Source organism: Streptomyces sp. NBC_00250 (assembly GCF_036192275.1).
In the GTDB taxonomy this organism is placed as follows: Bacteria; Actinomycetota; Actinomycetes; order Streptomycetales; family Streptomycetaceae; genus Streptomyces.
The window spans coordinates 1,669,048-1,693,981 of sequence record NZ_CP108088.1 but is presented as its reverse complement, the minus strand read 5'-3'; the positions used below and the strand labels follow the sequence as shown (position 1 = coordinate 1,693,981).

Sequence of the window (24,934 nt, the reverse complement as noted above, 5' to 3'; positions counted from 1 at the left end):
GGTTGTCCCATAACCCTGAAGAGGGCGTCGGAGAGCTCACCGATTTCCGTGATCTACTCCGCCACTTCCTCGTCAGATTCGATCCGGGACTGGGACTCGTCGAGCCCGCCCTCGGCCGCGATGTGCTGGAGCTCCGCGTTCCAGGGATGCCCCTTCATGAGGTGGTTGAAGGAGTCCATTGCCGACCACATGAGCACGAAGGCGGTGTAGGGCGAGCGGTCGGCGGGGTTGGCCGCGCCGTGGCGCAGGGTCGGTTCGCCGTGGAGCACCACCTTGTCGTCGGCCGTGTCGTCGAAGAAGCACTGTGCGGCGGTGAGCGGCGGGTGGGCGAGCTGAGTCTCGCCGATCCACGCGGCGAGCAGCGGGGCACCGAGCCGTTTGAGGAGCGGGTTCAGGTTGATGAACTGGTTGGCCGGGTTGGAGGGGATCTTGGCGGCCTGGACGGCGTCGGGGATCGTACCCCTCACCGTCGAACTGCGGGCCCTGCCCGACCTGGGGCGGACGGCGCCGACGCGCTACTGACCGGGAGCGCCGGGAGCGCCGGGAGCGGCGACCTGGGGGAGTTATCCCAGACCTTGCTTTGCCTATCGAAAATCGATAGATTCCCATCGTAAGTCGATGGAAGGGTGGGTCATGGGGAAACTGGCAGTGCGCGCGTTGCGCGCCGTGCTCGCGGTGGTGCTCGTCGGCACCGTGTTCGTGCAGGCGTTGATGGTCTGGGTGTTGGTCAGTGGGAACGACCCGGAGGACGGGTCGCTCCCGCTGACCCCGCTGCGGGTGATCGTGGTCCTGGGCATGGTGTCGGCCCAGGTCGCTCTGGTCTGCGTCTGGCGGCTGGTGGCGATGGTGCGACGCGGAACCGTGTTCTCCCACACCGCCTTCCGGTACGTGGACGGTGTGATCGGCGCGATCGTGGCGGCGGCCCTCCTGTGGTTCGCGGTCACGGTCCTGAACGCGCCGGGCCAGCGGGAGGACCCGGGCGTCACCGTGATCATGGGCGGTCTCGGCTTGGCCATCCTGGGAGTCGCGCTCATCGTGCTCGTGCTGCGGATGCTGCTCGCCCAGGCCGTGGCGCGCGACGTCGAAGCCACGAGGATGCGGGCCGAGCTGGACGAGGTCATCTGATGCCGATCGCCGTCGACATCGACGTGATGCTGGCCAGGCGGAAGATGTCCGTGGGCGAGCTCGCGGAGCGTGTGGGGATCACGCCCGCCAACCTGGCGGTCCTCAAGAACGGCCGCGCCAAGGCGGTGCGCTTCGCGACGCTCGCCGCGCTCTGCGAGGTGCTCGAATGCCAGCCGGGCGACCTGCTGCGCTGGGAGGGCGAAGACATCGCGGACGGATGACGTGCCCCGGGGCGGACGTGAAGACGCCCGGCGCCAGTGACCCGGGACGCGGCACGCGTTACGCGGTACGCGGACTGTAGGGGCGTGGGCGTGGGCGTGGGCGTGGGGTCGCCGGCGCCCCGCCGTCCGCCCTGGAGTGCCTTCGTGTCCCTTGGTCCGAGTGGCCCCTATGGCCGTGCGAGGGTCGGGCGGCTGCGTCAGCATCGATGTGACCTGGGAAGCACGGGATGCGGGAGAGACGGAGACGGCCATGGCAGCAGGTTGGGAGCCCCGACCCTCGACCGACGCCGACGGAGCCGAATGGCGGCCTGCTCTGGACGTGCCCCCGCCGGGGGAGCAGCGTCGCTGGACCGTGTTCCTGCGCTGGCTGCTGCTCCTGCCGCAGTTCATCGTCGTCGCCCTGCTCTCCTTCGCCGGGTTCTTCGTCACCGTCGCGGGCTGGTTCAGCGCTCTGGTCCTGGGACGCCTGCCCGACCCGATCGCGTCCTTCCTCGGCTCGGTCCTCGCCTACCAGACCCGGGTCACCGCCAGTGCGACCCTGCTGGTCGACCGCTACCCGCCGTTCGCCTTCGACGCCCCCGACTACCCGGTGCGCATCGAGCTGCGCGCCACCCCGCTCAACCGGCTCGCCGTGCTGTTCCGGCTGATCCTGATGATTCCGGCGGCGATCGTCGTCGGCCTCGCGCAGTCCGGCTGGTTCGCGATCAGCTGGGTGTTCTGGCTGATCGGCATCGTCCTGGGCCGTCTGCCCGAACCGGTCTTCGGCGCCACGGCGGCCGTCGTCCGGTACCGGATGCGGCTGGCGGCCTACGTGACGATGCTGACCCCGGTGTACCCCAAGGGATTCCTGGGCGACGCCCCCGAGGCCGCCGCGCAGCCCGCGTACTCCGCGACGCGTCCGCTCCGCCTGAGCACCGCCGCGCAGGTCCTGCTCTGGCTCTTCCTGCTCCTCGGACTCGCCGGTCATGTCACCTCGGGCTCGATCGACTACGACGACGCGGGCGACGACCGCCCGGACGCGGCTGCCGCACCGGCTGCCGCACCGGTCGCCGGCGGGTTGTCCTCGCCGGAGTCGGTCGCGGGCCGGTAGTACGTTCCATGATCTCGGGGACGACGGTGATGAAGCGGGCGGCTGCGTAGGCGACGACGCGGCGGCCGTGGTCGCGGCGGAGCGTCTGCATGCCTATCCGGACTCGGACGGGGTGCTCCTTCGGAGGGGCCGGACCGACGGTCCGTCCGGCTCCTCCGAACGGACCGTCGTGCGGTTCGCCTCCGCCCGGGCGACGGGGCTGTCAGGCGAGAGCGGGGGCCCGGGTGAACCTCCTGCGGGGCGTCGGGCCCTCGTCGCAGTCGGGTTCGGGCCGTGGCTCCTCGTCGCCGCGCAGCAGCGCCACCAGCGAGGCGCGGGCCCGGGCCACGCGTGAGCGGACCGTGCCGATGGGACAGCCGATGGTCTCGGCGGCCTCGGCGTAGGGCAGGCCCAGGAGTTGGGTGAGGACGAACGCCTCCTTCCGCTCGGCCGGGATCGCGGCCAGGAGTTCGGCGAGGGCGATGCCGTCCTCGAAACCGGGGAGTCCCTGGGGCTGGGTGTGTTCGGCCTCCCGCTGCCAGTCGTCCCGATCGGACAGGCGGGGGCGGGCGGCCGCGTGCCGCAGGCTGTCGACCACCGTCCTGCGGGCTATGGACAACAGCCAGGTACGGGCCGAGGAACGCCCCTCGAACCGGGGCAGCGCGGCCAGCGCGCGGAGGAAGACCTCCTGGGTGAGGTCGTCGGCCGCCTGACGGTCGGCGCTCAGGTAGGCGACGTACCGCCGGACGTCGTGGTGGAGGGCGCGCACGAAAAGGTCGGCCTTGGCGGGATCGCCGTCCCTGGCCGCCAGCGCGAGCAGGGTCGTCGCCGCGTCAGTGTCGGCCGTGTGCGGGGAGCGGGACGGGCTCGTCGGTCCCGGGTGGAGGGTGTCGTGGGCAGGAGTCATCGCCACAAGTCCTTAGAAGGCAAAGGGAATCCGGCGGCGCGCGAACGGCGGCACGCCGGTGACTGGTACGGCCGGCCGGAAGGGCGTGGCCGATGCCCGAGCGACGGAACCGCGCCGTCGTGCTCGGGGAGCCGGCTGTCAGAGGACAGCGAGTGCCTGTGGGGGACCTCGGGAGATGACCGAATGGGCCAGGAGGAGTCGGAGCGGTACGCGCTCGTCAGCGGCGCGAACGGGCCGGAGACGAGACCGGTCCCGCGGTACGGGGAGGACGACGCCGAACAGGAGGCGCAGCGGCCGGAAGAGCCCCAGGGGCAGGGCCCGCAGGAGACGGAAGGCGGCCCGCTCGCCGTACGCCATCCACAGGCCGCTGAGCAGTGCGGCCAGCAAGTGCGCCGAGAGCATGCCGAAAGACGAGGTCATGTCCGTCATGTCGTGGGCGACGGGCGTCGTGTGAGACATCGTCAGATGAGCCGCGTGGGCGTGATCCATCGCCATGTGCGCGGTGGTCGACGGCGGCGGGCCGGGCGGCGCCTGCGACGAGGAGAACACCGTGTGCAGCACGCTCTGTACGACCACGGTCGCCGCCGTGACGGCTGACACGCCGCGCTCGTCGCCCGCGAGGAACCAGGCGACCGCCACGGTCACGACGAAGGAGAGGGAGAGCGCCCAAGTGGCCACGGCCTGCCCGGACATCAGGATGTGGCCGGTGGCGGCGAGCAGCACGCAGACGGCCGCGAACGTCGCGGCCCGCACTCCTCGCGAACATCGGCCTGGTGTCATGGCGCGCCCATCCTTGCACCCTCCCCGGAGGCGTGACGGCGGTACCGCACCCGCCAGGCCGCCCCCTCGACCTGTCGGGTCATGAGTACGCGACTGTGGCGCGCCCCACAAGGGTGCCTCGGGAACTCGACGGTGGGCCGCGACGACTTCTGGAGGTCGACGACGGAGAGCTCCGTCGCCGAACGGAGGAGACGGAGGAGGGGGCCACATGGAGACCGCGGATGCGCCGGACATCGCACCGGCCGGGGCCGGAGGTGGCGCGGTACGAGGGCTGACCGCGCTCCTGACCACGGCCATGGCCTTCTCGATGATGCAGCTCTTCCTGATCGGAGCGCTCGGTCCGCGGCTCGTCGACCGGCTCGGCGTCTCGGAGACCGTCCTCGGCCTGACCACGACGGTGGGGTTCGGCACGGCCGCCGTGCTCTCGCCCGCCGGCGGCCGGATCGTCGACCGGATCGGCCCCCGCCGGGCACTCGTGGCGCTGCTCGCCGTCTCGGCGTCGGCGCTGGGCCTGATCGGCGCGGCTCCTGGCCCCGCCCTGCTGCTCGCGGCCGTCGCCCTCGGCGGTCTGCCGCAGGCGCTCGCCAACCCGGCGACGAACAAGGCGATCCTGGCCACCGTCCCGGCGCCGAAGCGCGGCAGCGTGACCGGCACCAAGCAGTCCGGGGTCCAGCTCGGCGCCTTCGCGGCCGGGCTGCCGCTCGCCGCCACGGCGAGCGTGATCGGCTGGCGGGGTGCGGTGTGGCTGGCCGCCGGGGCGGCTCTCGTCGCGGCGGGTTGGGCCTGGCGGGCGCTGCCGGCCGACGCACCGCCCAAGGGCGACCCCGCACTCCGTACACCATCCCCTGCCGGTGGCCTCGTGCGCCGGCTCGCCGCCTACTCGTTCTTCCTGGGGGCGGGCATCGCCTCCGTCAACACGTACCTCGCGCTGTTCGGCGCCCGGCGTCTGGGCATGGGGCTCTCCGCGGCGGGGGCGCTGATCGCCGTCCTGGGCGTCGCGGGGATCGCCGGACGGGTCGGCTGGTCCCGGGCCGCCACGCCCGCGCGGGCGCCCTGGCTTCCCGGCCTGCTCGCGAGCGGGGCCGTGGGAGCGGCCCTGCTCCTGGCCGCGGCCCTTCGCGTCGAGCCGCTCGTGTGGGTGGGGGCCCTGGCGGTGGGGGTGTTCGCCGTGTCCGGCAACGCGGTCTCGATGGTGCTCGTGATGCAGCGCTCCGCGCCCGGCCGGGCCGGGCAGGACTCGGCGCTGGTCGCCGCCGGGTTCTTCGCCGGGTTCGCCGTCGGGCCACCGCTGTTCGGGCTGCTCGCGGAGCGCGGCCGGTACGGCGAGGGCTGGGCCCTGGTGGCGGTCGAGTTCGCTGCCGCCGGAGCCGTCGCCTTCGCCTGGGCGCTGCGGGACCGCCGTACGGCGACGGGCGTCCCGGCGTGACGGGCAGGGACTGGGCCGAAGAGGCCCTCGGCCTGCTGTTTCGGCGTGTGGTGGAGACCGCCGGGCAGGTGGGTGCGCGTTTCCCGCTGTACGCCGACCCGGCCGACGGCCGGTGGACCAGCACCGGCCGCGGGTCCTGGACCGGAGGGTTCTGGGCCGGACTGCTCTGGCTCAGGGCCCGGCACACCGGCCTCGACGCACACCGTTCGGCGGCGGCCGACGTCACCGCCCGGCTCGCTCCGTGGGCCGGGGCGGACACCGCGACCCGCGGCCTCATCGTCTGGTACGGCACGGCCCTGGCCGCCGGGGACGAAGCGGCCGACGCGCTGCGTGATCACGCGGCGAAGTCCGCCCTCGCCGCCTGGGACGCGACGCTGGGCCTGGTCCCCTGGGGGGCGGCGCTCGGCGGCCCACGGCTGCGGGCGCGTGCGGACGGCGTGCCGGGCCTCGTACCCCTGCTGGTATCCGCCGGGACCGAGGGGCAGGCGGCGGCCGCCGCGCACCTGCACCGTCACCTGGAGCTGTGTCTGCCGCGCCCGGGGGAGCGACGCCCCCGCCCGGCCTGGCGCTGGGACGAGGCGAGCGGCTGGTCGGCCGAATCCGAACCGGCGCCCGGCTGGACCAGGGGCGAGGCATGGCTGCTGCTGGCCGTGGCGGACGCCTTCGTCCACGCGAGGAACCCGTCGTCGCGCACGGACCGGCTGACCGAAGTGGCGGAACTGCTCCTCGAACGGGGTGAGTTCCTCACCGGACCGCTCGTCCCGCCCGCCGACGCCGACCATCCTGACGGGCCCCTGGACACCTCGGCCGCCGCCATCGCGGCGGTCGCGCTGCTGAAGCTCGCGCTCGTCCCCGGAGCCGGGTGGGTTCCCGCGTGCGTCGCTCGCGCGGAGGCCGTGCTGCACCGGCTCGCGCAGGCCCACCTCACCCGCCCGGGCGGTCCCCGTCCGTCGGGCATGCTCCTCGACGGGTGCTACGACGCGCCCCACGGCACGGCCGTCCGGCACGAACTGGTCTGGGGCGACTTCTTCCTGGCCCTCGGCCTCACCGCGCTCCTCGGTCGGGTCGACCTCAGGAGGGTGTGACGGCCGGATCCTGCCGGCTCCGCAGTACGCGCCGGGCGACCGAGGAGATGTGCTGCTCGTCGGGCCCGTCGAGGATCCGGGCCGTCCGGCCCGTACGGAACAGCGAGGGAAGCGGGGTGTCCGGGCCGAGCCCGGCGGCGCCGAAGACCTGGACGGCCCGGTCCGCGACGTCCTGAAGAGTGCGGGCCGCCGCCGTCTTCGCCAGGCCCACCTCCACCTGGGCGTCCCGGCCCTCGGCGACCAGCGCCATCGCCTCGTGGACGAGCGGACGTGCGGTCCGCAAGGCCAACAGTGCCTCGAAGACGTGCTGTTGGACGAGCTGCCGGTCCGCGAGCGGTCCTCGGGCGCCCTGCCGTGCGGTGGCGCGCCCACACATGAGGTCGAAGGCCCGCTGTGCCTGACCGATCCAGCGCAAGGCCCGGAGCGTACGCCCCAGTTGGAGTCGCTCGCCCGCGACGGCGAGCGCCCGGCCGGGTTCGCCGACGAGGCCGTCCTCGGCGACCTCGACATGGTCGAGCTCGATCTCGTACTGCCCGGTCGCGCCCAGGACGGGCAGCTCGCGGACGACCCGGAAGCCGGGGGAGTCCGTGGGGACGAGGAGCAGGGACAGCCCCTCGCGGTCCCCGGCCGATCCGCTCGTGCGGGCGAGCACGGTCACCAGGTCGGCGTCCGCCGCGTTCGACACGAACCACTTGCGCCCGGTGACGCTCCAGCCGCCACCAGCCCGCCGCTCGGCCAGGGTCGCCGTGAGCGCGGGCTCCGTTCCGGGTGTGTCCGGCTCCGTCATCGCGTAGCAGGCGCGGAGGTCACCGGCGACCAGGCGGGTGAGGTGGTCCGAGCGCACCCGCGAGGAGCCGTGCCGGGACAGCATGGTCACGTCGAGGAGGGACGCCGACCCCAGGGCGGCCGGACCGTGGTCGCTGGCGCCCTCGGCCTCGGCGAGCTTCGCGTACGCGCTCAATGCCAGCCCCCCGCCGCCCAGTTCGGACGGCAGGGGCAACGCCCAGAGGCCCGCCCCGCGCGCCTCCGCCCGCAGCCGCTCCCGCACCTCGCCGGCGGCCGGTCCACCGGCGTCGAGCAGGGGCTCGCACGGGAACACCCGGTCGCGGACGAACGCGGACACCCGCTTCCGCAGCAGGTCGACATCCGGTACGTCATGATCCGTCATGGTTTCTCCTCCATCCCGGGAACTCGGCAGAACACGCGTCCGACTGCCTGCCCGGGGAAGTGGTCGGGCGCACCGGCCCGCCAGTTCCCGCACCGGATCAGTTCCCGCACCGAGTCAGTTCCCGCACCGTGACAGTCCCGCACGGTGGCGGTCCCCGAGCGCCGGCCCTCGCCGCGCCAGGAGAGGAGAGGCATGCCGTCACCAGCGACCACGCACAGCGCGGTCCGCCGCCCGCTCGACGCACTCCGTTTCGAGATCGCCGGGCCTCCGGCCCTGACCAGGGTCGTCGGCGACCATCTCGGTCGACTCGGGGCGCGGTCGCACGACACGGGCGCCGGGGAGATCGTGCTCGACGGCGGCGGCTTCGGGCCCGTCACGGCCCGCACCGCGTGGGGTGCGCGCGGCTCCGGCGTCGAGGACGAGGCCACCGCGCAGGCCGCCACCGGCGTCATGGCCGTGCACGGACGCCGCCACGGGACACCGCGCGGCCTCGCCGTCGACTGGCTGGCCACCGCCACCGGCGTGCTCACCGTCCAGGGACTGCTCGCCGGACTCATCGGTCAGGCCCGAGGGGCCGGCCCGGCACCGCTCCTGAGCACGACGGCCGACCGCACCGGCCTGCTCACCGTCTCCCAGTACCTCGCCGCCTCCGGAGCCGACGAGCCGGAGGCCGTCGAACCCGCCCCCGGCGGGCCGCCGTTCACCTCCGCCGACGGCGTCCTCTTCGAGCTGGAGACGCTCGACCCCGGAGACTGGGCCGCGTTCTGGCGGGCCCTGGAGGCTCCCGCCGATGCGATACGGGTGGGATGGCGCCCCTTCCAGTTCCGGTACGCCACCGCCTGCGCGCCGTTCCCGGTCGTCCTGCACGAGACGACCCGGCTCCACACCTGGCAGCGGATCCGGCAGGCGGCCGGACTGTCCGGAGCGGAGGTGTGCCGACTGCGCACGCTCGCCGAGCGGGCCGGGGAGGACGACGGCGCCGACCCGTGGTCCCTGGACGCGCTGCGCCCCGGGTACCCGGCGACCGCCCCTGGTCCCAGGCCGGGTGGGGGTGCCGAGGGCGACCGCCACGCACGTCTTCCGCTGGCCGGCCTGACCGTCCTCGAAGCGGGCCGCCGCATCCAAGCACCGCTCGCCGCGCACCTGTTGGGGCTGCTCGGGGCGCGGGTGGTCCGGATCGAGCCGCCGGGCGGCGATCCGCTGCGCGGGATGCCGCCAGCCTGCGACGGGGTCTCGGCCCGCTGGCTCGCGCTCAACCGGGGCAAGGAGGCCGTCGAGATCGACATCAAGTCGGCCGGCGACCGGCGTCGGCTGCGCGAACTCGCCGCCGGAGCCGATGTGTTCCTGCACAACTGGGCCCCGGGCAAGGCCGCCGAGCTCGCACTCGACGCCGATCACCTGGCCGACGCCAACCCGGCCCTCGTGTACGCCTACACCGGCGGCTGGGCCGACCGCATCGACGACGCCCCCATGGGCACCGACTTCATGGTGCAGGCCCGAACCGGCGCCGGGGAGGCCGTCCACCCGGCCGGCGAACCGCCCGTACCGTCCCTGATGACGCTCCTCGACCTCCTGGGTGGACTGCACGGAACCGAGGCGGTCCTCGCCGGACTCCTGCTGCGCGAGCGCACCGGACACGGCGTACGGGTCGAGTCCTCGCTCCTCGGCGCGGCCGACACCCTGCTCGCCCCCGCGCTGCGAAGAGCCGCGAGGGGCGAGGACCCGCGCAGGCCCGCCGGCTTCCGCCACCCGCTCCGGACCTCGGACGGCTGGATCGCACCGAGCGACGCCTGCGCGACGGCCGCCGCCGCGTACGACGTCCGGGGGATGTGCACGGAGGACGCCCTGGACCGGCTGCGCCACCACGGCCTGACGGCGACCGCCGTCACCACCGACCTGACCGGCCTCCACCACGACCCGCGCCTGTCCGGCCCGATCGGCCGGGACGCGCACGGCGCCCCCGCCGTTCCCGACCCCTGGAGCTTCGCGTGACCGTCACCCTGACCGACCTGCTGCCCACTCGGCTCCGCCGCTCCTGGGCGGTGGACGGCACCTGCCCGGACCTCGATCTCTACAGCCTGTTCCGGGCCCGGCAGATCGCCGACCTGCACCGCACGGCCGTCATCGACGCCAAGGGCAAGCTCTGTTACACCGCTCTCGACCGCAAGGTCCGATGTCTGGCCGAGGGCCTGCGCGGCCTCGGCGTCGGCGGCGGGGACGTCGTCGCCGTACAACTCCCCAACCACCGCAACGCCGTCATCGCGGACCTGGCCCTCGCCGCCCTGGGCGCGATCGCCCTTCCCTTCCCGGTCGGCCGCGGGGCCGCGGAGGCCGAGGGCCTGCTGCGCCGTTCGGAGGCCGTGGCGGTCATCGCCGCCACGGAGCATCGCGGCCAGACGCACGCGGCCGACCTCAAGGCCCTGGCCGCGGCCCTGCCCGCACTGCGGCACGTGATCGCCGCCGGACCCGGCAGGGCGCCAGAAGGAACGATTCCGCTCGCGGAACTCCTCCGTACCGACCCCATCGGCTTCGTGGCGGCCCGCCCCGACCCCGACAGCGCGGCCCGCATCCTCGTCTCCTCCGGGTCGGAGGCGGAGCCGAAGATGATCGCGTACTCCCACAACGCCCTGGCCGGAGGGCGGGGGAACTTCTTCGCCTCCCTCATGCCCGACGACACCCCGCCCCGCTGCCTCTTCCTCGTCCCGCTCGGCTCGGCCTTCGGCTCCAACGGCACGGCCGTCACCCTCGCCCGGCACGGCGGCACCCTCGTCCTGCTCGACCACTTCACCCCCGAGGCCGCGCTCGCCGCCGTACGGGACCACGCGCCCACCCACATCCTCGGCGTCCCCACCATGCTCCGGATGATGCTGGAGACCAAGGAGACCAAGGAGACCAGGGAGACCAAGGAGACCAGGGAGATCAGGGAGACCAGTGAGGCCCTGGAGACCTTGGAGGGCAAGGAGGATCCTCTTCCGGCGCCCACCGCGCTCGTCCTGGGCGGCGCACCCCTCGACGAGGCCACCGCGAAGGCGGCGGCCGAGGCGTTCGGCTGCCCGGTCGTCAACCTGTACGGATCGGCGGACGGCGTCAACTGCCACACCGGACTTCAGCACACGGTGCCGCCCACCGACCGCTCCGGTGTCGTCGCGGGAAAGCCCGATCCCCGGGTAGCGGAGATCCGCATCGCCGACCCCGACACCCACGAGGAGCTGACCGACGGGCGGATCGGCGAGATCGTCTCGCGCGGCCCGATGACCCCGCTCTGCTACGTGGCCTCCCCGGACCTCGACGCCCGCTACCGCACGCCCGAGGGCTGGGTCCGCACCGGCGACCTCGGATTCCTCGACGACGAAGGCGTCCTCCACGTCGTCGGCCGCCTCAAGGACGTCGTGATACGCGGCGGCGCCAACATCAGCCCCGCCGAGGTCGAGCGCGGACTCGCCTCCCATCCGCAGGTGCGGGACGTGGTCTGCGTGGGGGTGCCGGACCCGCTGATGGGGGAGCGGCTCGCCGCCTGCCTGGTGACCAGGGGAGCGCGGGTCCCGTCGCTCGCGGAACTCGGTGAGCATCTGGCCGAGTCGGGGCTCGACCGGCACAAGCACCCCGAGCACCTGCTCCCGCTGCCCGAGCTGCCGCTCACCGCCGCCGGCAAACCGGACCGTGCCGCGCTGCGGCGCCGGATCGTGGAGGAACGGGGCGCGGCACTCGTCCAGGCGTGAGGTCACGGGGGAGGGGGAGGACCGTCGCCGACGGCCCTCCCCCTCCCCTCCGCCTTCCCCGCGACCTCGGATCAAGGCCGCCGACGGCCTACCGGATCAGGCCCCGCCCATCGACTTCTTCAGCTCGGCCGCCGCGTCGCGGTACACCGCGAGCAGGTCGAGGTCCTCGCCCGGGTAGTTGACGATCTTCACCTGCTTCGCGCCCGAGTCCGGCAGTACCGTGCCGGTCGACATGTGCGCGTTGTCGAGGACGTAGGCGGGCTTCTTCGCCGACAGGGAGGCCAGTTGGGCGGGGGTGACCGGCTCGGGGCCGTACGTTCCCACCGTGGTGGCGCCCGCGAGGCCGGCCGCCCAGGCGGTGAAGACCTGGGTGACGACGGCCGGGCTCTTCCCGCCGGGCCAGGCCGACTTGAGCTCCCCGTTCAGCTTCGCGACCTCACCGTCGAGGCTCGTCCTCCACCGCGCGGCGGAGTCCTTCGTACCGAACAGGCCGCCCAGGCGCACCACTTCGGCCCCGGCCTTCGCCGGGTCGTTGTCGAGGTTCACCTCGACCAGTTTCGCCTTCGACCCCGCGGCCTCCTTGATCTTCGCGGCGTACGGCTCGAACGGCGCGTACAGCACGAAGTCGGCCTTCGCCACGGCCGCCAGGTCGGAGGGCTTCGGGTCGTAGTCGGGCGCGTGGTGCACGGACCGCGGCACGATCACCGTGACGTCCTCGGCCCCGGCGGCCTTGGCGAAGGCCCCCTCCCAGGTGGTCGTCACGACCACCACCGGCCGGTGACCGGCGGCCTTCGGGTCGTCCGCGCCGGAGGGCGAGGAGTCGGTTCCGCAGCCGGTGACCAGTGGAAGGACCGCGCTCAGTGCGAGGAGGGAGACGATACGGGCGGTACGGACGCGGGTGCGCGCCATGAGCTGTTTCTCCGTTCGGGAATGAGATGCGAGGCGAGGACGACCGCCCCCGCCGTCAGGACGAGGACCGGGCCGGGAGGCCAGTCCAGCCACAGGGCCAGCAGGAAGCCCGTCAGATTGACCGCGACGCCGATCCCGACCGCCCACAGGGTGATCGACCACAGAGAGCGGCCCAGACGACGCGCGGCCAGTGCGGGCAGCAAGGTCAGGGCATCGACGAGGAGCGCCCCGGTCAGCTTGATCGCCCCCGCGACCGCGACGGCGACCAGCACGAGCAGCGCGGTGGTGAGGAGACGCACGGGGACACCCGAGACCTGGGCGAGCTCCCGGTCGTACAGGAGCAGGGCCACGTCCCGGCGTTTCCACCAGAAGAGCGCCGGTACGACGACGGCGAGGGCGGCGAGTACGACGAGGTCGGCGTCGCCCACCGAGAGGATCGACCCCCAGAGGAGCGCGAACGCGCCGGAGGCGTTGACGCCGGACACGGCGAGCAGCAGCAGCGCGGCGGCGATGGCCAGGCTCATCAGCAGACCCATCGCGCCGGACAGGCCGGCGGGCGTACGGGCCAGCGGGGCGACCCCCGCGCCGGACAGGGCACAGGCCACCAGCGCGCACAGCATCGGATCGAGCCCGGTGAGGAGCCCGACCGCGATGCCCAGCAGCGCGACGTGCATCATCGCGAACCGCACCGGCATGATGTCGAGCCCGACGATGACCACACCGATCACCGGCAGCCCGACCGCCGCGAGGAGCAGGGCGATGCCTGCCCGCTGCACCGGTGCGAGCTGGAGCACGGCGCCGAGATCGGCCGCCGCGAGCGCGTTCACCGCACCTCCCGCAGTCGGCCGGCGGCCATCTCCAGGACCCGGTCGCACCGTTCCGCGAGCGACCGGTCGTGGGTCACGACGACGAGGGTGACGGGCAACGCGGTCAGCACGTCCGCGGCTTCCTCCTGCCCCTCGAAGTCGAGTGCGGCGGTCGGCTCGTCGGCGAGGAGCACCTGCGCCCCGGCGGCGACGCAGCCGATCGCCCGCGCCAGGTACATGCGCTGCAACTGCCCGCCGGACAGGGTGTCCACGGGCCTTCCGGTCAGCGCGCCGACACCGAGCCTCTCCGCCGCCTCGGTCGCCTCCTTCGGCGCGCCACTGCTCGTCAGGAGCTCGTCGCCGCGCAGCGGAAACCGCCCGGCGGCCGGCTTCTGGGGGATCCACGCGCAGGACCGGCGCCGCGACGCCCACTCGGCGGCCGAGCGGGCGGTGTGTCCGCCGACCTCGATGGCGCCGCTCGTCCGCCGGTGCAGCCCGAGGACCGCGCGCAGCAAGGTCGTCTTCCCGGATCCGTTCGTCCCGGTCAGCGCGACGCGTTCACCGGCGGCGATCTCCAGATCGACGCCCACGACCGCCTCGTTCCGGCCGTGCCGACAGGCGACTCCGCGCATGCGTATGTCCAGTCCACCCATCCTCTGCCCTTCGCCGCTGCTGTGCCGGTGCGCTGAAGGAGTCGGACGGGAGCCGCGTCGGGTTCCCGCGCCTTGGCGGGGAACCCGGGGCCGTCGTCGTCGGCGGGGGACCCGGGGCCGTCGGCGGCCGGCCTCCTCACCGCCCTCCCCACCCTGCTGCCGCGTGCCCTGCCGCCGCAGACGCGCGACTGCGCCGGAGAAAAAGGTGAGAGTTGTTCACTTTCCATTGACAGGGTGGATCCCGGGACCCGAAAGTGCCGTGAGCAACCCGCGCCCGCCGATCGAAGCGAGTCCCCATGACAGCGCCCGTACCCGAGTTCCCGGCCGGCTTCCTCTGGGGAGTCTCCGCATCCGCCTTCCAGATCGAAGGCTCGCTCACGGCCGACGGCCGCGGCCCGTCCAGCTGGGACGCCTTCACCGGAGAACCGGGACGCATAAAGGACGGCTCGCACGCGGCCGTGGCCACCGACCACTACCGGCGCTACCGGGAGGACGTGGCGCTGATGGCCGAACTGGGCGTCGGCGCCTACCGGTTCTCGGTCTCCTGGTCCCGCGTCCTGCCCGACGGCCACGGACGGGTCAACGACAAGGGGCTGGACTTCTACGACCGGCTCGTCGACGAGCTGTGCGCCTCGGGGATCGCCCCGGTGCCGACGCTCTTCCACTGGGACACCCCGCTCGCCCTGGAGGAGCGGGGCGGCTGGCTGAACCGGGACACCGCCGAGCGGTTCGCGGCGTACGCCTCGGTGGTCGCGGAGCGGCTCGCCGACCGCGTGCCCAGGTGGATCACCATCAACGAGCCCGCCGAGGTCACCCTGCTCGGCTACGGCCTCGGCGAGCACGCCCCCGGCAAGCGCATGGTCTTCGACGCCCTGCCCGCGGCCCATCACCAACTCCTGGCCCACGGACTGGGAGTGCAGGCCCTGCGCGCCGCGGGCGCCCGCGAGATCGGCATCGCCGCCTCGCACAGCCCCGTCTGGGCCGCCGGAGACAGCGACGACGACCGGGCGGCCGCCGAGCTGTACGACACCCTCACCAACCGCTTCTTCGCCGACCCCATCCTGACCGGCGCCTACCCGGCGGGCCTGGCGTCGCTCCTCCCCGGCCCGGTCGCGGAGGACCTCAAGACGATCTCGGCACCCCTGGACTGGTACGGGATCAACTACTACAACCCGATGCTCGTCGGCGCCCCGCGGCCGATCGCCGACGCCGCCTCCGTCGATGCCGCAGGCTCCTCCTTCGGCGGCATCGACATACCGTCGGACCTCCCCTTCGTCATCCGGCAGATCGAAGGGCGCGAACTCACCGACTTCGGCTGGCCGGTGGTCCCGGACGGACTGCGCGAGCTGCTCGCCACCATGCGCGAGCGCTACGGCGACCGGCTGCCGCCCGTGTACATCACCGAGAACGGCTGCTCGTACGGCGACGGGCCGGACCCCGAGACCGGGCGGATCGACGACGCCCGCCGGATCGCGTACCACGACGGCCATGTGCGCGCGCTGCGCGAGGCGATGGCGGAGGGCGCCGACGTCCGCGGGTACTTCATCTGGTCGATCCTCGACAACTTCGAGTGGGCGGAGGGGTATCGACAGCGGTTCGGGCTCGTCCACGTCGACTACGAGACGCTGGCGCGGACGCCCAAGGAGTCGTACGCCTGGTACCGCGACCTGATCAAGAGCGGCAGATGACCGCCGAGGGGACGGCGGCGGAGGGGACCGCGGCCGGTCCGGCCCCGAAGACCGGTACCCCGGCGGGCGGGCGGTGGGTGGGCGCGCTGTCCCTCGCCAACCTCGGGGTCTGGGTCGGTTGGTTCGGCCCCCTGCAACTCCTCCTGGCCCGCCAGGCCGAGCACCTCACCCCCGGCCACAAGGCGTCCACCCTCGCCCTGGTCACGGGAGTGGGAGCGGTCGTGTCGATGGTCGCCAACCCCGTCTTCGGCGCGCTCTCCGACCGGACGACGGCGGCCGTGGGCCGACGCATCCCCTGGGTGGTCGGCGGAGTGACGGGCGGGGCGGCCGGGCTGCTCGTCCTCGCCGGGGCGCAGAGTGTCGCGACCGTGATCGCGGGCTGGTGCCTGGTCCAACTCGCCCTGAACGCGGCCTTCGCCGCGCTCACCGCGGCCGTCCCCGACCAGGTGCCGCCGCGGCAGCGCGGTCTCGTCGGCGGCTGGCTCGGCGTCTCCCAGGTCGTCGGCATCCTGGTGGGTACGGCGCTGGCCACCGTCGCGGGCGGGGTGGTCGGCGGCTATCTGGCCTGCGCGGTCTTCTCGGTGCTCGCCGCCGTTCCGTATGTACTGATGCGGCGCGACACCCCGCTCGCCCCCGCAGACCGGCCGGCCTTCCGGTGGGGGACCTTCCTCGGCGGATTCTGGATCGACCCGCGCCGCCATCCGGACTTCGGCTGGGCCTGGCTCACCCGGTTCCTGATGAACCTGTCGTACTCCATCAGCACGATGTACCTGCTGTACTACCTGACCGACGCCGTGCGGTACGAGGGCGACGCGGACAACGGCGTACTGATCCTCACGGCGCTCAACGCGCTCACCCTGCTCTCCACCGTGGTGATCAGCGGTATCCGGTCGGACCGCAGCGGCCGACGGAAGCCCTACGTCATGTGGTCGGGGCTCGTCATCGCCGCCGCCACCCTGCTGCTCGCCGTCTGGCAGACCTGGACGGGTGCGGTCGTCGCCTCGCTCGTGCTCGGCCTCGGCTTCGGCGTGTACACGGCCGTGGACTTCGCCCTGCTCACCGACGTGCTGCCGACGGCGGAGGACCGGGGCAAGGACCTGGGCGTCATCAACATCGCCAACGCGCTCCCCCAGGTGCTGGCCCCGGTGATCGCGGCCCCCGTCGTCACCCACTTCGGCGGGTACGCGGCCCTGTACGCGCTCGCGGGCGCGCTGGCCCTCGTGGGGTCGGTCCTGGTGACCCGTATCCGCTCGGTCCCCTGAGCCTGCGTCACGCCGTCCGGCGCGCTCGACGGCCCACCGTCCCCTGGCGAGTCATCGGCGCTCCAGGTGTCCGAGCTCGACGGAGATGGCTTCCCGCATCAGCTCACGGGCGTGGGTCAGGGTCAGGGCGCCGCTCAGCCATCGCGTACTGAGGCCTTCGAGCAGGGCCGTCAGGCGCTCCGCGGCGGCCGTGAGGGTGGGGGCGGGAACCGACGGGCACGCCTCGCCCAGAAGCGCCGCGACCTCGTGAACCCAGGCCAGGCCCGCCCTGGCCAGGTCCGCGCGCAGCTCGGGGTCGAAGACCGCGCTGGCTCGCAGCTCGCCCCACGCCGTGCTGTTCTCGCGGACCTCGGGACGGTCCTGGAACTCCAGCAGCAGGGAACGTTCCAGTACCTGGTGCGGCGCGAAGGGGCCGGTCGTCCCCTCCTCCTCGGCCGTGTAGCGTTCGGCCCGGTCGCCGATGAACTCCAGGGTGTGGCGGAGGATGCCCGCCCGGTCCTTGAAGTGGTAGTAGATCAGCGCGGTGGACACCCCCGCTTCGGCCGCCAACTCCTCGACCCGTAGCCCACGGACCCCCCGCCGGGCTATGACCCGGGCAGCCCCCTCCAAGATAGCCGTGCGGCGGTCCGTGGCCACGTATCTCCTCCTGATCGTCGTCCACAGTCTCTCATGCTGACTGAATCTTTAGTCCGTGAATTTCTTGACTGGAATTTCAGTCAAGGACAGGATGGCGTCTCACATCCTCCCGTCCCTCACCAGGGGAGTCCCATGGACCTGCCAGTCACGTCTCGTCGCCGACTGCTTCAACTCGGTGCGGCCGCTCTGCCACTCGCCGCACTCGGGTCGGCACTGCCGACGGCCGCCCGCGCCGCCACGGCCCCGTCGGGCGCCACCCTGCGGATGCCGGCCGAGACCGACGCGCATGTACGCACCTTCATGGCGTGGCCCGCCCTGTCGTCCGTCTGGTCGAGCCACCTCGGCGCGGTACGCCGGGACATCGCCAACATCGCGTACGCGATCTCGCGCTATGAGCCGGTCGTCGTGATCGCCCGCCCCGACCAGGCCGCCGACGCCCGGTACGCCTGCGGGAGCGGCGCCTACCACGGCATCGAGATCGTCGAGATCGCCAACGACGATCTGTGGATCCGCGACTTCGGCCCGACCTTCGTGGTCGCCCCCGGCGCCGTGGCCGGCGTGGACACCAACTTCAACGGCTGGGGCAAGACCGGCACGTCGTACGCCCAGCCCTACGCGAACGACGCCGCCGCGGCCACCACTCTGCTCGGCCAGTACGGGGTCAACCGCATCCAGGCCTCCTTCGTGGGCGAGGGCGGCTCACTGGAGACCGACGGCCAGGGCACCCTGCTGGCCACGGTCAGCTCGCTCGTCAACGCCAACCGCAACCCGGGCATGTCCCAGGACCAGGTCGAGCAGGCCATGAAGTCCGCGCTCGGCATCGACAAGGTCATCTGGGTGCCGGGCCTGGCCGGCCAGGACATCACCGACTGCCACATCGACTGCCTGGCCCGCTTCACGGCCCCGGGGGAGGTCATCCTGGACAAGCCGGGACCCGGCACCGACAGCAAGTGGGTCGCCGTCTACAACGAGACCAAGCAGGCCCTGCAGAGCGCGACCGACGCTCAGGGCCGCCGACTGACCATCACCGAACTCCCCGCCCCCGACCGCCGGTACATCCGCGGCAGGGGCACCGCCTTCCTGTCCAGCTACTCCAACTACTACACCGCGAACGGCGCCGTCCTCGTCCCCCAGTTCGGCGACAGCTACGCCGACGGCGTGGCCTACGCGATCCTGCAGGCCAAGTACCCCGGCCGGAACATCGTCCAGCTCGACATCGACAACGTCGCGAGCGGCGGCGGCGGCATTCACTGCGCCACCCAGTCGCAGCCGGTCGTACCCCCGGCAGTCTGACCGGGCCACGCAAGGGATGACACGCCGGTCGCCGTCCACCCGCGGCGACCGGCGTTCCGTGCCCCCGGCCGCCGCGGGCGGTCTCGTACGTCCGCCGTGGCGACACGGGCACGGGGAGGAGAGAAGAGAGTGCTCATGCGGCTCCGGGGAATGCGGTTCATCGCCGATCTCCTGCTGATCGCCGTGACCGGGACGACGGTCACGGCCCTACTGGACTGGGACAGCTGGAGCTCCGAGCAGGGCGCGCTGCTGGGAAGGGCGGGCCAGCTGGTGACCGCCGGATGCGCGGCGGCGGCGGTCCTCGTCCGCCGGGAACTGCCCGCGGTGGCGCTCACGGGCGCGGCCGTCCTCATGTCGGTCGAGCCGCTGACGGGAGGGGCGCTGGCGGCCGTGGCCTACACGGCGGGTCTGCGCTGGGCCCGTCTCGGCCACCGCGTCTTCCTGGTCGCCGTGTGCATGGTGGTGCCCACGGCGGTCACCGTGGCGATCGTGGCCGGGGAGCCGACCCCGGTCCTCCAGTACGAGGTCATGGTCGTCCTCGTCACGGGCATCGTCTGTGGAGTTCTGCCCGGTCTCGCCGGCGCGCTGGCAGGCCAGCGCGAGCGGCTCGTCCGTGCCCTCGCGGAGCGCAACGCCTTCCTGGAACGGGCACACCAGTCCGCGGAGGAGCAGGCCAGAACGCGCGAGCGTGCCCGGATCGCGGGAGAGATGCACGATCTGCTCGGCCACCGGCTGAGTCTCATCGCCCTGCACTCCGGCGGACTGGAGATGGCGAGCGAGGCGGGCGATCCGGAGGTCCGGCGCAGCGCGCTGCTGGTGCACAGCACGGTGCGCCAGGCGATGGCCGAGCTCCGCGACATCCTGGGCGTTCTGCGCGCGGGGGATCCGGTGGTCGGGGCGGAGCCGCTGACCCCCACGACGGGCACGCGTGCGGAGGTCGCCGCCATGGTGTCCCAGTCCCGTACGGCGGGCATCGCCGTGGGTCTGGAGTGGACCGGCGAGGACCTGGCCGGTGAGAGTGCCCCCGCGCGGCGCGCGGTGGACAGGGTGGTCCGGGAGGCGCTGACCAATGTGCACAAGCACGCGGCCGCCGCGGACGTCCAGGTCGTCGTACGCAGGGATGCCCGGCAGGTGAGGGTCGAGGTGCGCAACGGTCCCGAGACGGGCGCCGCCCGACCGTGGCGCCTGCCGGGAAGCGACCTCGGACTGGTCGGCCTGCACGAACGGATCCGCCTGCTCGGCGGCACACTGCGCGCCGAACCCGCCGACACCGGCGGATACGCCGTCGTCGCGCACATCCCCCTGGGGGCCGGCCCCGCCGTGGCGAGCACGCCGCCCCCGGCCGGTCACCACGTCGTGTCGTCCGTGCGGACGTGGTGGAACCAGCTGGCGATCGCCGCGGCCGTGGCGCTCGGCGTGGTGGGTGTGGTCGCCCTGCAGTTCGTCACCCTCGCCTTCGTCCCCTACCCGGACGGGGACGGGACGGCGGTCGTCGAGGAGTCCGCCGGTCCGGGGGAGTACGCCTTCCGCACGGGGGACCCCGCCGGACCGCCCCGCCCGCCCGCGCCGCACACACCCCCACACACCGTGAGGCTTCCGCAGTGATACGAGTTCTCCTCGCCGACGATCAGGATCTGGTCCGCGCCGGGATCAGGCTGGTCCTCAAACACGCCGACGACATCGAAGTGGTGGCGGAGGCCTCCGACGGACACGAGGCGGCACAGCTCGCCGTCCGGCACCAGGTCGACATCGCGATGCTGGACATCCAGATGCGGGGCACCGACGGCCTCTGCGCAGCCGAACGCATCGCCCGGAACGCCCCGTCGGTACGCGTCGTCATGCTCACCACGTTCGGCGAACACGCCTACGTGGCCCGCGCGCTGAAGGCGGGCGTCGCGGGATTCCTCCTCAAGGACAGCACCCCGCAGGAGCTCATCCAGGCTGTCCGCCGGGTCGCCTCCGGTGCGTCGGTCGTGGCGCCGCAGATCACCCAGCACCTCATCGACGGCTATCTCGACGGCGACGAGCAGCCGGCCGACCCGAGACTGGACCGCATCGCCGACCTCACCCACCGCGAACGGGAAGTGCTCGCGATGGTCGGCACCGGTGCCTCCAACGCGGAGATCGGCAAGAAACTGCACCTCGGGGAAGGCACGGTCAAGGCGTATGTGAGCCGCATGCTGACGAAGCTGCGCTGCGCCAACCGCGTTCAGGCGGCCATCCTGGCCCACGACGCCCGGCTCCTCCAGGACGAACGCCGACCACCAGAGCGTGTCTGACGATTCCCGTCGGATCAGGTCCTACGGCTCGGAGCGCGGCCGGTCGATCCGTCTCGGCGCCCTGCGTGCTCCGCGCGGTGAGCACGGCCAGCACGGCCAGCACGGCCAGCACGGCCAGCACGGCCGCCACGGCCGCCGCGGCCGCCGCGGCCGCCGCGGCCACCGCGGCCACCGCGGTCACCGCGATCAGCGGGGTCAGCGTGGGCTCGGGCGCGAAGGGTTCGGCACGGCTGTCGCAGGTGCCTCGGTACTTCCGCCGTGCGCGGGCCGCGGGGTCGCGACCGGTCCACCGGCCGGCGTCTCCCTGCCGGGATCCGTGTCGGCGACCGGTCGCGGCGGCTGCGCCCCCGCGGCACTGACCGCGAGAAACGCTCCCGCCGCCCCGGCGACGACGAACTTGGACACCAGCGCGGTCCAACGCATCAGGGCCTCCTCGGAATCGTGGCCGTGGTCACCAGACCGCGACCCGTGACGTTCTGGATCTGCAGACCCGGGCGGGCGTTGACCTCGAGAATCAGCGGCCCACGGTCGGCATCGACGACGATGTCCGCCCCCAGGTACCGCAGGCCCGTCGCCGCCGCGCACCGGCGGGCCGCGTCGAGGACCTCGGGCCAGTGCGGGACGGTCGCGCCGATCAGCCGCTCGCCGGTGTCGGGGTGGGTCTCGGTCGGCTCCTTGCCGACCAGCGCATGCGTGATCCGTCCGGTGGGTAGATCGACAGCGGCGCCGATGGCCTTCTGGTGCAGGTTGGCCCGCCCGCCGCTGAACCGGGTGGGCAGCCGCAGCATCGCCAGCCGCGGCCGGTCCCGGTCGCAGATCACCCGGATGTCCGGCAGGCCCTGGTGGGACAGCCGGGCCAGCTCCGGGTGAGCCCGGATCAGCGGCTCGAACATGGCCCAGTCGGTGGGCCGCGGTGAGAAGTCCCCGTCCACGATGCGGCGCAGGTGATCGGCGACGAGCGCTCGCGGAATCCTCTTCCCGGAGGAGGACGTCCAGTGGTTCCGGCGCCGGCCGAAGGCCAGCAGGATGCCGTTGCCGCCCAGGCTCTGGTTGGGCTTGAGAGCCCAGGTGTCGGGCAGGGCGTCCCAGTCCAGGGCGGCGATCTCGCGGCGTGAGCGCAGCACCGCGAGGGTGGGCGAGGTGGGGGCGCCGACCTCGGCCAGCGCCTCCTTGGTGGCGTACTTGTCGTTGACGAGCCTGATGGCGGCCGATGAGTTCTGCTGGGCGATCCGGGCGTTGCGCAGGTTCATGCCCATGACCGGATCCCAGCCGCGGAGCCGTATCACGATGTGGCCTCCTGGGCCTTGGCCGCGGGAGCGAAGCGGAAGAGTTCACTGAGGCGCAGTCCGCGGTAGGTGCCGACGGTCGCCGTCCACACCGCGCAGACGATCGCCAGTTGCAGGGGTACGGCCTCGGCGAGCTCCCGTACGTACGGGGTGAGCAGGAGCAGCGCCACCAGGACGGCCGTGCCCATGGTGAGGGCGGCCCCGACGGCAGCCGCCCTGACGCCGTCGAGGTCCCACACCTCCCACAGGCGCTCGGTGACGATCGCCGTGACGACGATGGGCAGTGACATGCCCCAGGAGTCGGAGAGTCCGAAACTGCCGAGCCCGAGCTGGGTGGCGATCAGTCCCGCCGTGACCACCCCGATCAGAACGCCGAGCCGGGCGACCCGCGGCAGGTGGAGGCGGCGGAGCAGGGGCTGCATGACGAAGCCGAGCGCGAACATCGCCAGCGTCAGGGGCACGCCCATCGGCAGACCGGCTTGGGCGTATGCCAGGGCCAGCAGCACCGGGCTGAAGGTGCCCAGCGTGTTCAGCCCGACGACGACCCGGAGCACCACGATCAGCAGGGCGGCCAGGGGCAGGAGCGCCATCATCGACACCGGGTCGATCGCGGGTGCCTTGGCGAACAGGATGCGAAGGGCCGACGGTGCGGCCGTCGCGTCGGGCTGGGTGAGCAGCCGCTTGCCCACGGCGACCTGGAGGCCCTGGACGTCCTGCCGTCCGAGCAGCACCGGAGTGTCGCGCTTGGACCGGTTGTTGACACTGGTCTTGGCGACGAACGACCGACCGGCCAGGCGCACCGTGATGTCGACCACCGGCCGCTTCTCGCGGCCGAGCGCCGACCCCACGGTGATCTCGGGCGCTGCGTCGAGGTCGAATGCGAGCTCCTTGGCCAGTGAGGTGTCCAGCGACGATGCCGAGGCGCCGGTGTCGATCAGAGCGAGAACCTCGACCGACTTGCCGGTCGGTCCGCTGATGCGCACCATCTCCCGCTCGCCGATGACCTCGGGGGAGCGCCCCAGGGGCCGGTCCGGGGAGCCGAGCACAGCGAGCAGGAGAACCCCCAGACCGGCCACCGCCGCGAGCACCTTCAAGAGCGCCGGCGCCTTCCTGCGCCCGCCCCGATGGGCCGCGACGGCGGTCGTCCGGCCCTCACCGTCCACGTACGTTTCATTCTTCAAGAGGTCATGCACACGAACAGACTTCATCGGTGGGCCGGGCCCTCACCAGTACCGATCGGCCATGCGCGGGCAACGAAAGTTGCACGGTGGCGGCATGGGCGAGCGCGGGTGTGCGGCAGGTTCACGAGGGCGTACGAGACACCGCCGAGAGCCCCGTGCCGCACGCTCGGGGGCGTGCGGCACGGGGCTCTCGACGGTGCGTGAGGTCAGGCGGCGGGCTTGCCCGGCTGGTCGTGGGTCGAGCAGTGGATGCCGCCGCCGCCGGAGGCGATGGTGTCGATCGGGACCATCACGACGTCGCGCTTGGGGAAGTGCTCCTGGAGGATGCCCTTCGCCCGGTTGTCGGCCTGGCGGTCGCCGAACTTCGGCATGAAGACGGCGTCGTTGGCGATGTAGAAGTTGGCGTACGTCGAGACGAAGTCGTCGCCTTCGCCGGTGATGCGGTCGAGGTCGGGCTGGGGGAGGTCGATGATCTCGAAGCGTCGGCCGCGGGAGTCGGTGGCCTTTTCGAGGACGGAGCGGGCCTGGTCGGCGGAGCGGGACCAGGAGTCCGGGGGTGTGCCGGGGAAGGCCTGGTCGAGGAGGACCACGCCGGGGGCGGTGAAGCGTACGAGGCTGTCCACGTGCGCGTCGGTGATGTCCTGGCCGCGTACGCCGGCGAGCCAGACGACCTTCTCCACGCCGAGGGTCTCGATGAGTTCGTCCTCGATCTGGTCCCGGGTCTTTCCGCGGTTGCGGTTGTCGTTGACGATCGAGCTCTCGGTGATGAGGAGGGTGCCCTCGCCGTCGGTCTCGAAGGAGCCGCCCTCGGCGATCAGAGGTGCCTCGACACGGGGGATCCGGTACTTCGCGAGCACGGTCTCGCCGACCAGGGCGTCGTTTTCGTGCCGCTGCTTGTTGCCCCAGCCGTTGAAGTTGAAGTCGACGCCGACGACCTCGCCCTCCTCCTCGACGAAGACCGGCACGGTGTCACGGGCCCAGAGGTCGTCGACGTCCAGGGGGATCACCTCCACCTGGGAACCGCAGGCCCGCTGCGCCGCCTTCAGCTGCGAGGGCCTGGCCATCATGATGACCTCTTCGTACTCCGCCACCGCACGCGCGATCCGTGCGATGTCCTTGCGCACGTAGGGCAGGTCCTCCGCCCAGACCGACTCAAGGGCCGGCCAGGACATGAAGGTGCGGGTGTGGCTCTCCCACTCGGCGCCCAGACGGCGCTCGCCGTCCGGCTCGCCGTCCGGTCCCGTGCTGCCGGCAGCGCCGGCCGGACCGGGGTCGGCGGGGCCGCAGGCCGAAGCGCCGAGGACGAGGGCGCTGATTCCGGCGAAGGAGCGGAGGGCGGAGCGTCGGGAGGGGAGAAAGGTCACGGTGGACTCCGATCGTGGACTGGCAGGACGGAGGCGGCCGGCCGCGGTGGGGACACGGGGAGTGGGGGCGCAGGGTC

23 protein-coding genes are annotated in these 24,934 nt (G+C 72.9%); 12 read left to right on the top strand and 11 right to left on the bottom strand.

Features of this window, described 5'->3' with window-relative positions:
* Positions 1 to 53: 53 nt before the first annotated feature.
* The gene (locus OG259_RS07355; protein WP_328941488.1) at positions 54 to 467 is read right to left on the bottom strand and encodes a hypothetical protein; all 414 of its coding nucleotides are present in this window, start codon (positions 465 to 467) and stop codon (positions 54 to 56) included.
* Between the two features lie 166 nt (positions 468 to 633).
* Here OG259_RS07355 and OG259_RS07350 point away from each other — a divergent pair, with 166 nt between their 5' ends.
* The 3 genes from OG259_RS07350 (at position 634) to OG259_RS07340 (ending at position 2,436) form a co-directional block, all read left to right on the top strand.
* Entirely contained in the window at positions 634 to 1,125 is a 492-nt protein-coding gene (locus OG259_RS07350) for a DUF2975 domain-containing protein (protein ID WP_328941487.1), read from the top strand.
* Positions 1,125 to 1,346: a helix-turn-helix domain-containing protein gene (locus OG259_RS07345; RefSeq protein ID WP_328941486.1), complete on the top strand. Its 222-nt coding sequence runs from the start codon at positions 1,125 to 1,127 to the stop codon at positions 1,344 to 1,346. Before OG259_RS07350 ends, OG259_RS07345 begins: the two co-directional genes overlap by 1 nt.
* Positions 1,347 to 1,596: 250 nt before the next feature.
* On the top strand, positions 1,597 to 2,436 hold the full coding sequence (locus OG259_RS07340) for a DUF4389 domain-containing protein (protein WP_328941485.1): 840 nt from the start codon (positions 1,597 to 1,599) through the stop codon (positions 2,434 to 2,436).
* 202 nt (positions 2,437 to 2,638) lie between these two features.
* Here OG259_RS07340 and OG259_RS07335 read toward each other — a convergent pair whose 3' ends face one another.
* Positions 2,639 to 3,322 (bottom strand): sigma-70 family RNA polymerase sigma factor, encoded by a 684-nt coding sequence (locus tag OG259_RS07335; protein ID WP_328941484.1) that lies wholly within the window; start codon positions 3,320 to 3,322, stop codon positions 2,639 to 2,641.
* Between the two features lie 138 nt (positions 3,323 to 3,460).
* A complete protein-coding gene (locus tag OG259_RS07330; protein WP_328941483.1) occupies positions 3,461 to 4,102 on the bottom strand; it encodes a hypothetical protein in 642 nt (213 codons plus the stop codon).
* A 208-nt stretch (positions 4,103 to 4,310) separates the two neighbouring features.
* Between OG259_RS07330 and OG259_RS07325 the strand changes: the two genes are divergently transcribed.
* Both OG259_RS07325 and OG259_RS07320 read left to right on the top strand, forming a co-directional pair.
* Positions 4,311 to 5,528 (top strand): MFS transporter, encoded by a 1,218-nt coding sequence (locus tag OG259_RS07325; protein WP_328941482.1) that lies wholly within the window; start codon positions 4,311 to 4,313, stop codon positions 5,526 to 5,528.
* A complete protein-coding gene (locus OG259_RS07320) occupies positions 5,525 to 6,613 on the top strand; it encodes a sugar ABC transporter permease (RefSeq protein WP_328941481.1) in 1,089 nt (362 codons plus the stop codon). The genes OG259_RS07325 and OG259_RS07320 overlap by 4 nt, the downstream gene beginning before the upstream one ends.
* Here OG259_RS07320 and OG259_RS07315 read toward each other — a convergent pair.
* On the bottom strand, positions 6,600 to 7,781 hold the full coding sequence (locus OG259_RS07315; RefSeq protein WP_328941480.1) for an acyl-CoA dehydrogenase family protein: 1,182 nt from the start codon (positions 7,779 to 7,781) through the stop codon (positions 6,600 to 6,602). The genes OG259_RS07320 and OG259_RS07315 overlap by 14 nt on opposite strands.
* A 192-nt stretch (positions 7,782 to 7,973) precedes the next feature.
* On the opposite strand from OG259_RS07315, the gene OG259_RS07310 reads away from it, so the two are divergent.
* On the top strand, positions 7,974 to 9,773 hold the full coding sequence (locus OG259_RS07310; RefSeq protein ID WP_328941479.1) for a CoA transferase: 1,800 nt from the start codon (positions 7,974 to 7,976) through the stop codon (positions 9,771 to 9,773).
* A complete protein-coding gene (locus OG259_RS07305; RefSeq protein WP_328941478.1) occupies positions 9,770 to 11,500 on the top strand; it encodes a class I adenylate-forming enzyme family protein in 1,731 nt (576 codons plus the stop codon). Before OG259_RS07310 ends, OG259_RS07305 begins: the two co-directional genes overlap by 4 nt.
* 96 nt (positions 11,501 to 11,596) lie before the next feature.
* On the opposite strand, the gene OG259_RS07300 is transcribed toward OG259_RS07305, so the two are convergent.
* From OG259_RS07300 to OG259_RS07290, 3 genes are read right to left on the bottom strand one after another with little or no spacing between them, the layout of a single operon-like run.
* A complete protein-coding gene (locus OG259_RS07300; protein ID WP_328941477.1) occupies positions 11,597 to 12,409 on the bottom strand; it encodes a metal ABC transporter solute-binding protein, Zn/Mn family in 813 nt (270 codons plus the stop codon).
* Positions 12,358 to 13,236, bottom strand: coding sequence for a metal ABC transporter permease (locus OG259_RS07295; RefSeq protein ID WP_328941476.1), 879 nt, complete (start codon positions 13,234 to 13,236; stop codon positions 12,358 to 12,360). Before OG259_RS07295 ends, OG259_RS07300 begins: the two co-directional genes overlap by 52 nt.
* Positions 13,233 to 13,868 (bottom strand): metal ABC transporter ATP-binding protein, encoded by a 636-nt coding sequence (locus tag OG259_RS07290; protein ID WP_328941475.1) that lies wholly within the window; start codon positions 13,866 to 13,868, stop codon positions 13,233 to 13,235. Before OG259_RS07290 ends, OG259_RS07295 begins: the two co-directional genes overlap by 4 nt.
* A 296-nt stretch (positions 13,869 to 14,164) precedes the next feature.
* On the opposite strand from OG259_RS07290, the gene OG259_RS07285 reads away from it, so the two are divergent.
* The gene (locus OG259_RS07285) at positions 14,165 to 15,556 is read left to right on the top strand and encodes a glycoside hydrolase family 1 protein (protein ID WP_328941474.1); all 1,392 of its coding nucleotides are present in this window, start codon (positions 14,165 to 14,167) and stop codon (positions 15,554 to 15,556) included.
* Entirely contained in the window at positions 15,553 to 16,818 is a 1,266-nt protein-coding gene (locus OG259_RS07280) for an MFS transporter (protein ID WP_328941473.1), read from the top strand. Before OG259_RS07285 ends, OG259_RS07280 begins: the two co-directional genes overlap by 4 nt.
* A gap of 51 nt (positions 16,819 to 16,869) precedes the next feature.
* Here OG259_RS07280 and OG259_RS07275 read toward each other — a convergent pair whose 3' ends face one another.
* Positions 16,870 to 17,454 (bottom strand): TetR/AcrR family transcriptional regulator, encoded by a 585-nt coding sequence (locus OG259_RS07275; RefSeq protein ID WP_328941472.1) that lies wholly within the window; start codon positions 17,452 to 17,454, stop codon positions 16,870 to 16,872.
* A gap of 132 nt (positions 17,455 to 17,586) precedes the next feature.
* Between OG259_RS07275 and OG259_RS07270 the strand changes: the two genes are divergently transcribed.
* The 3 genes from OG259_RS07270 to OG259_RS07260 all read left to right on the top strand — a co-directional run bounded on the left by OG259_RS07270 (position 17,587) and on the right by OG259_RS07260 (position 21,026).
* Positions 17,587 to 18,747 carry an agmatine deiminase family protein gene (locus tag OG259_RS07270; RefSeq protein ID WP_328941471.1) on the top strand — a complete coding sequence of 387 codons (1,161 nt, stop codon included), beginning with the start codon at positions 17,587 to 17,589 and terminating at the stop codon, positions 18,745 to 18,747.
* Between the two features lie 135 nt (positions 18,748 to 18,882).
* Positions 18,883 to 20,352, top strand: coding sequence for a sensor histidine kinase (locus OG259_RS07265; protein WP_328941470.1), 1,470 nt, complete (start codon positions 18,883 to 18,885; stop codon positions 20,350 to 20,352).
* The gene (locus OG259_RS07260) at positions 20,349 to 21,026 is read left to right on the top strand and encodes a response regulator transcription factor (protein WP_328941469.1); all 678 of its coding nucleotides are present in this window, start codon (positions 20,349 to 20,351) and stop codon (positions 21,024 to 21,026) included. The genes OG259_RS07265 and OG259_RS07260 overlap by 4 nt, the downstream gene beginning before the upstream one ends.
* 422 nt (positions 21,027 to 21,448) lie before the next feature.
* Here OG259_RS07260 and OG259_RS07255 read toward each other — a convergent pair whose 3' ends face one another.
* The 3 genes from OG259_RS07255 to OG259_RS07245 all read right to left on the bottom strand — a co-directional run bounded on the left by OG259_RS07255 (position 21,449) and on the right by OG259_RS07245 (position 24,857).
* Positions 21,449 to 22,312, bottom strand: coding sequence for a sugar-transfer associated ATP-grasp domain-containing protein (locus tag OG259_RS07255; RefSeq protein WP_328941468.1), 864 nt, complete (start codon positions 22,310 to 22,312; stop codon positions 21,449 to 21,451).
* A complete protein-coding gene (locus tag OG259_RS07250; protein WP_328941467.1) occupies positions 22,309 to 23,493 on the bottom strand; it encodes a 7TM domain-containing protein in 1,185 nt (394 codons plus the stop codon). Before OG259_RS07250 ends, OG259_RS07255 begins: the two co-directional genes overlap by 4 nt.
* 206 nt (positions 23,494 to 23,699) lie before the next feature.
* Positions 23,700 to 24,857 carry an agmatine deiminase family protein gene (locus OG259_RS07245; RefSeq protein ID WP_328941466.1) on the bottom strand — a complete coding sequence of 386 codons (1,158 nt, stop codon included), beginning with the start codon at positions 24,855 to 24,857 and terminating at the stop codon, positions 23,700 to 23,702.
* Between the last annotated feature and the right edge of the window lie 77 nt (positions 24,858 to 24,934).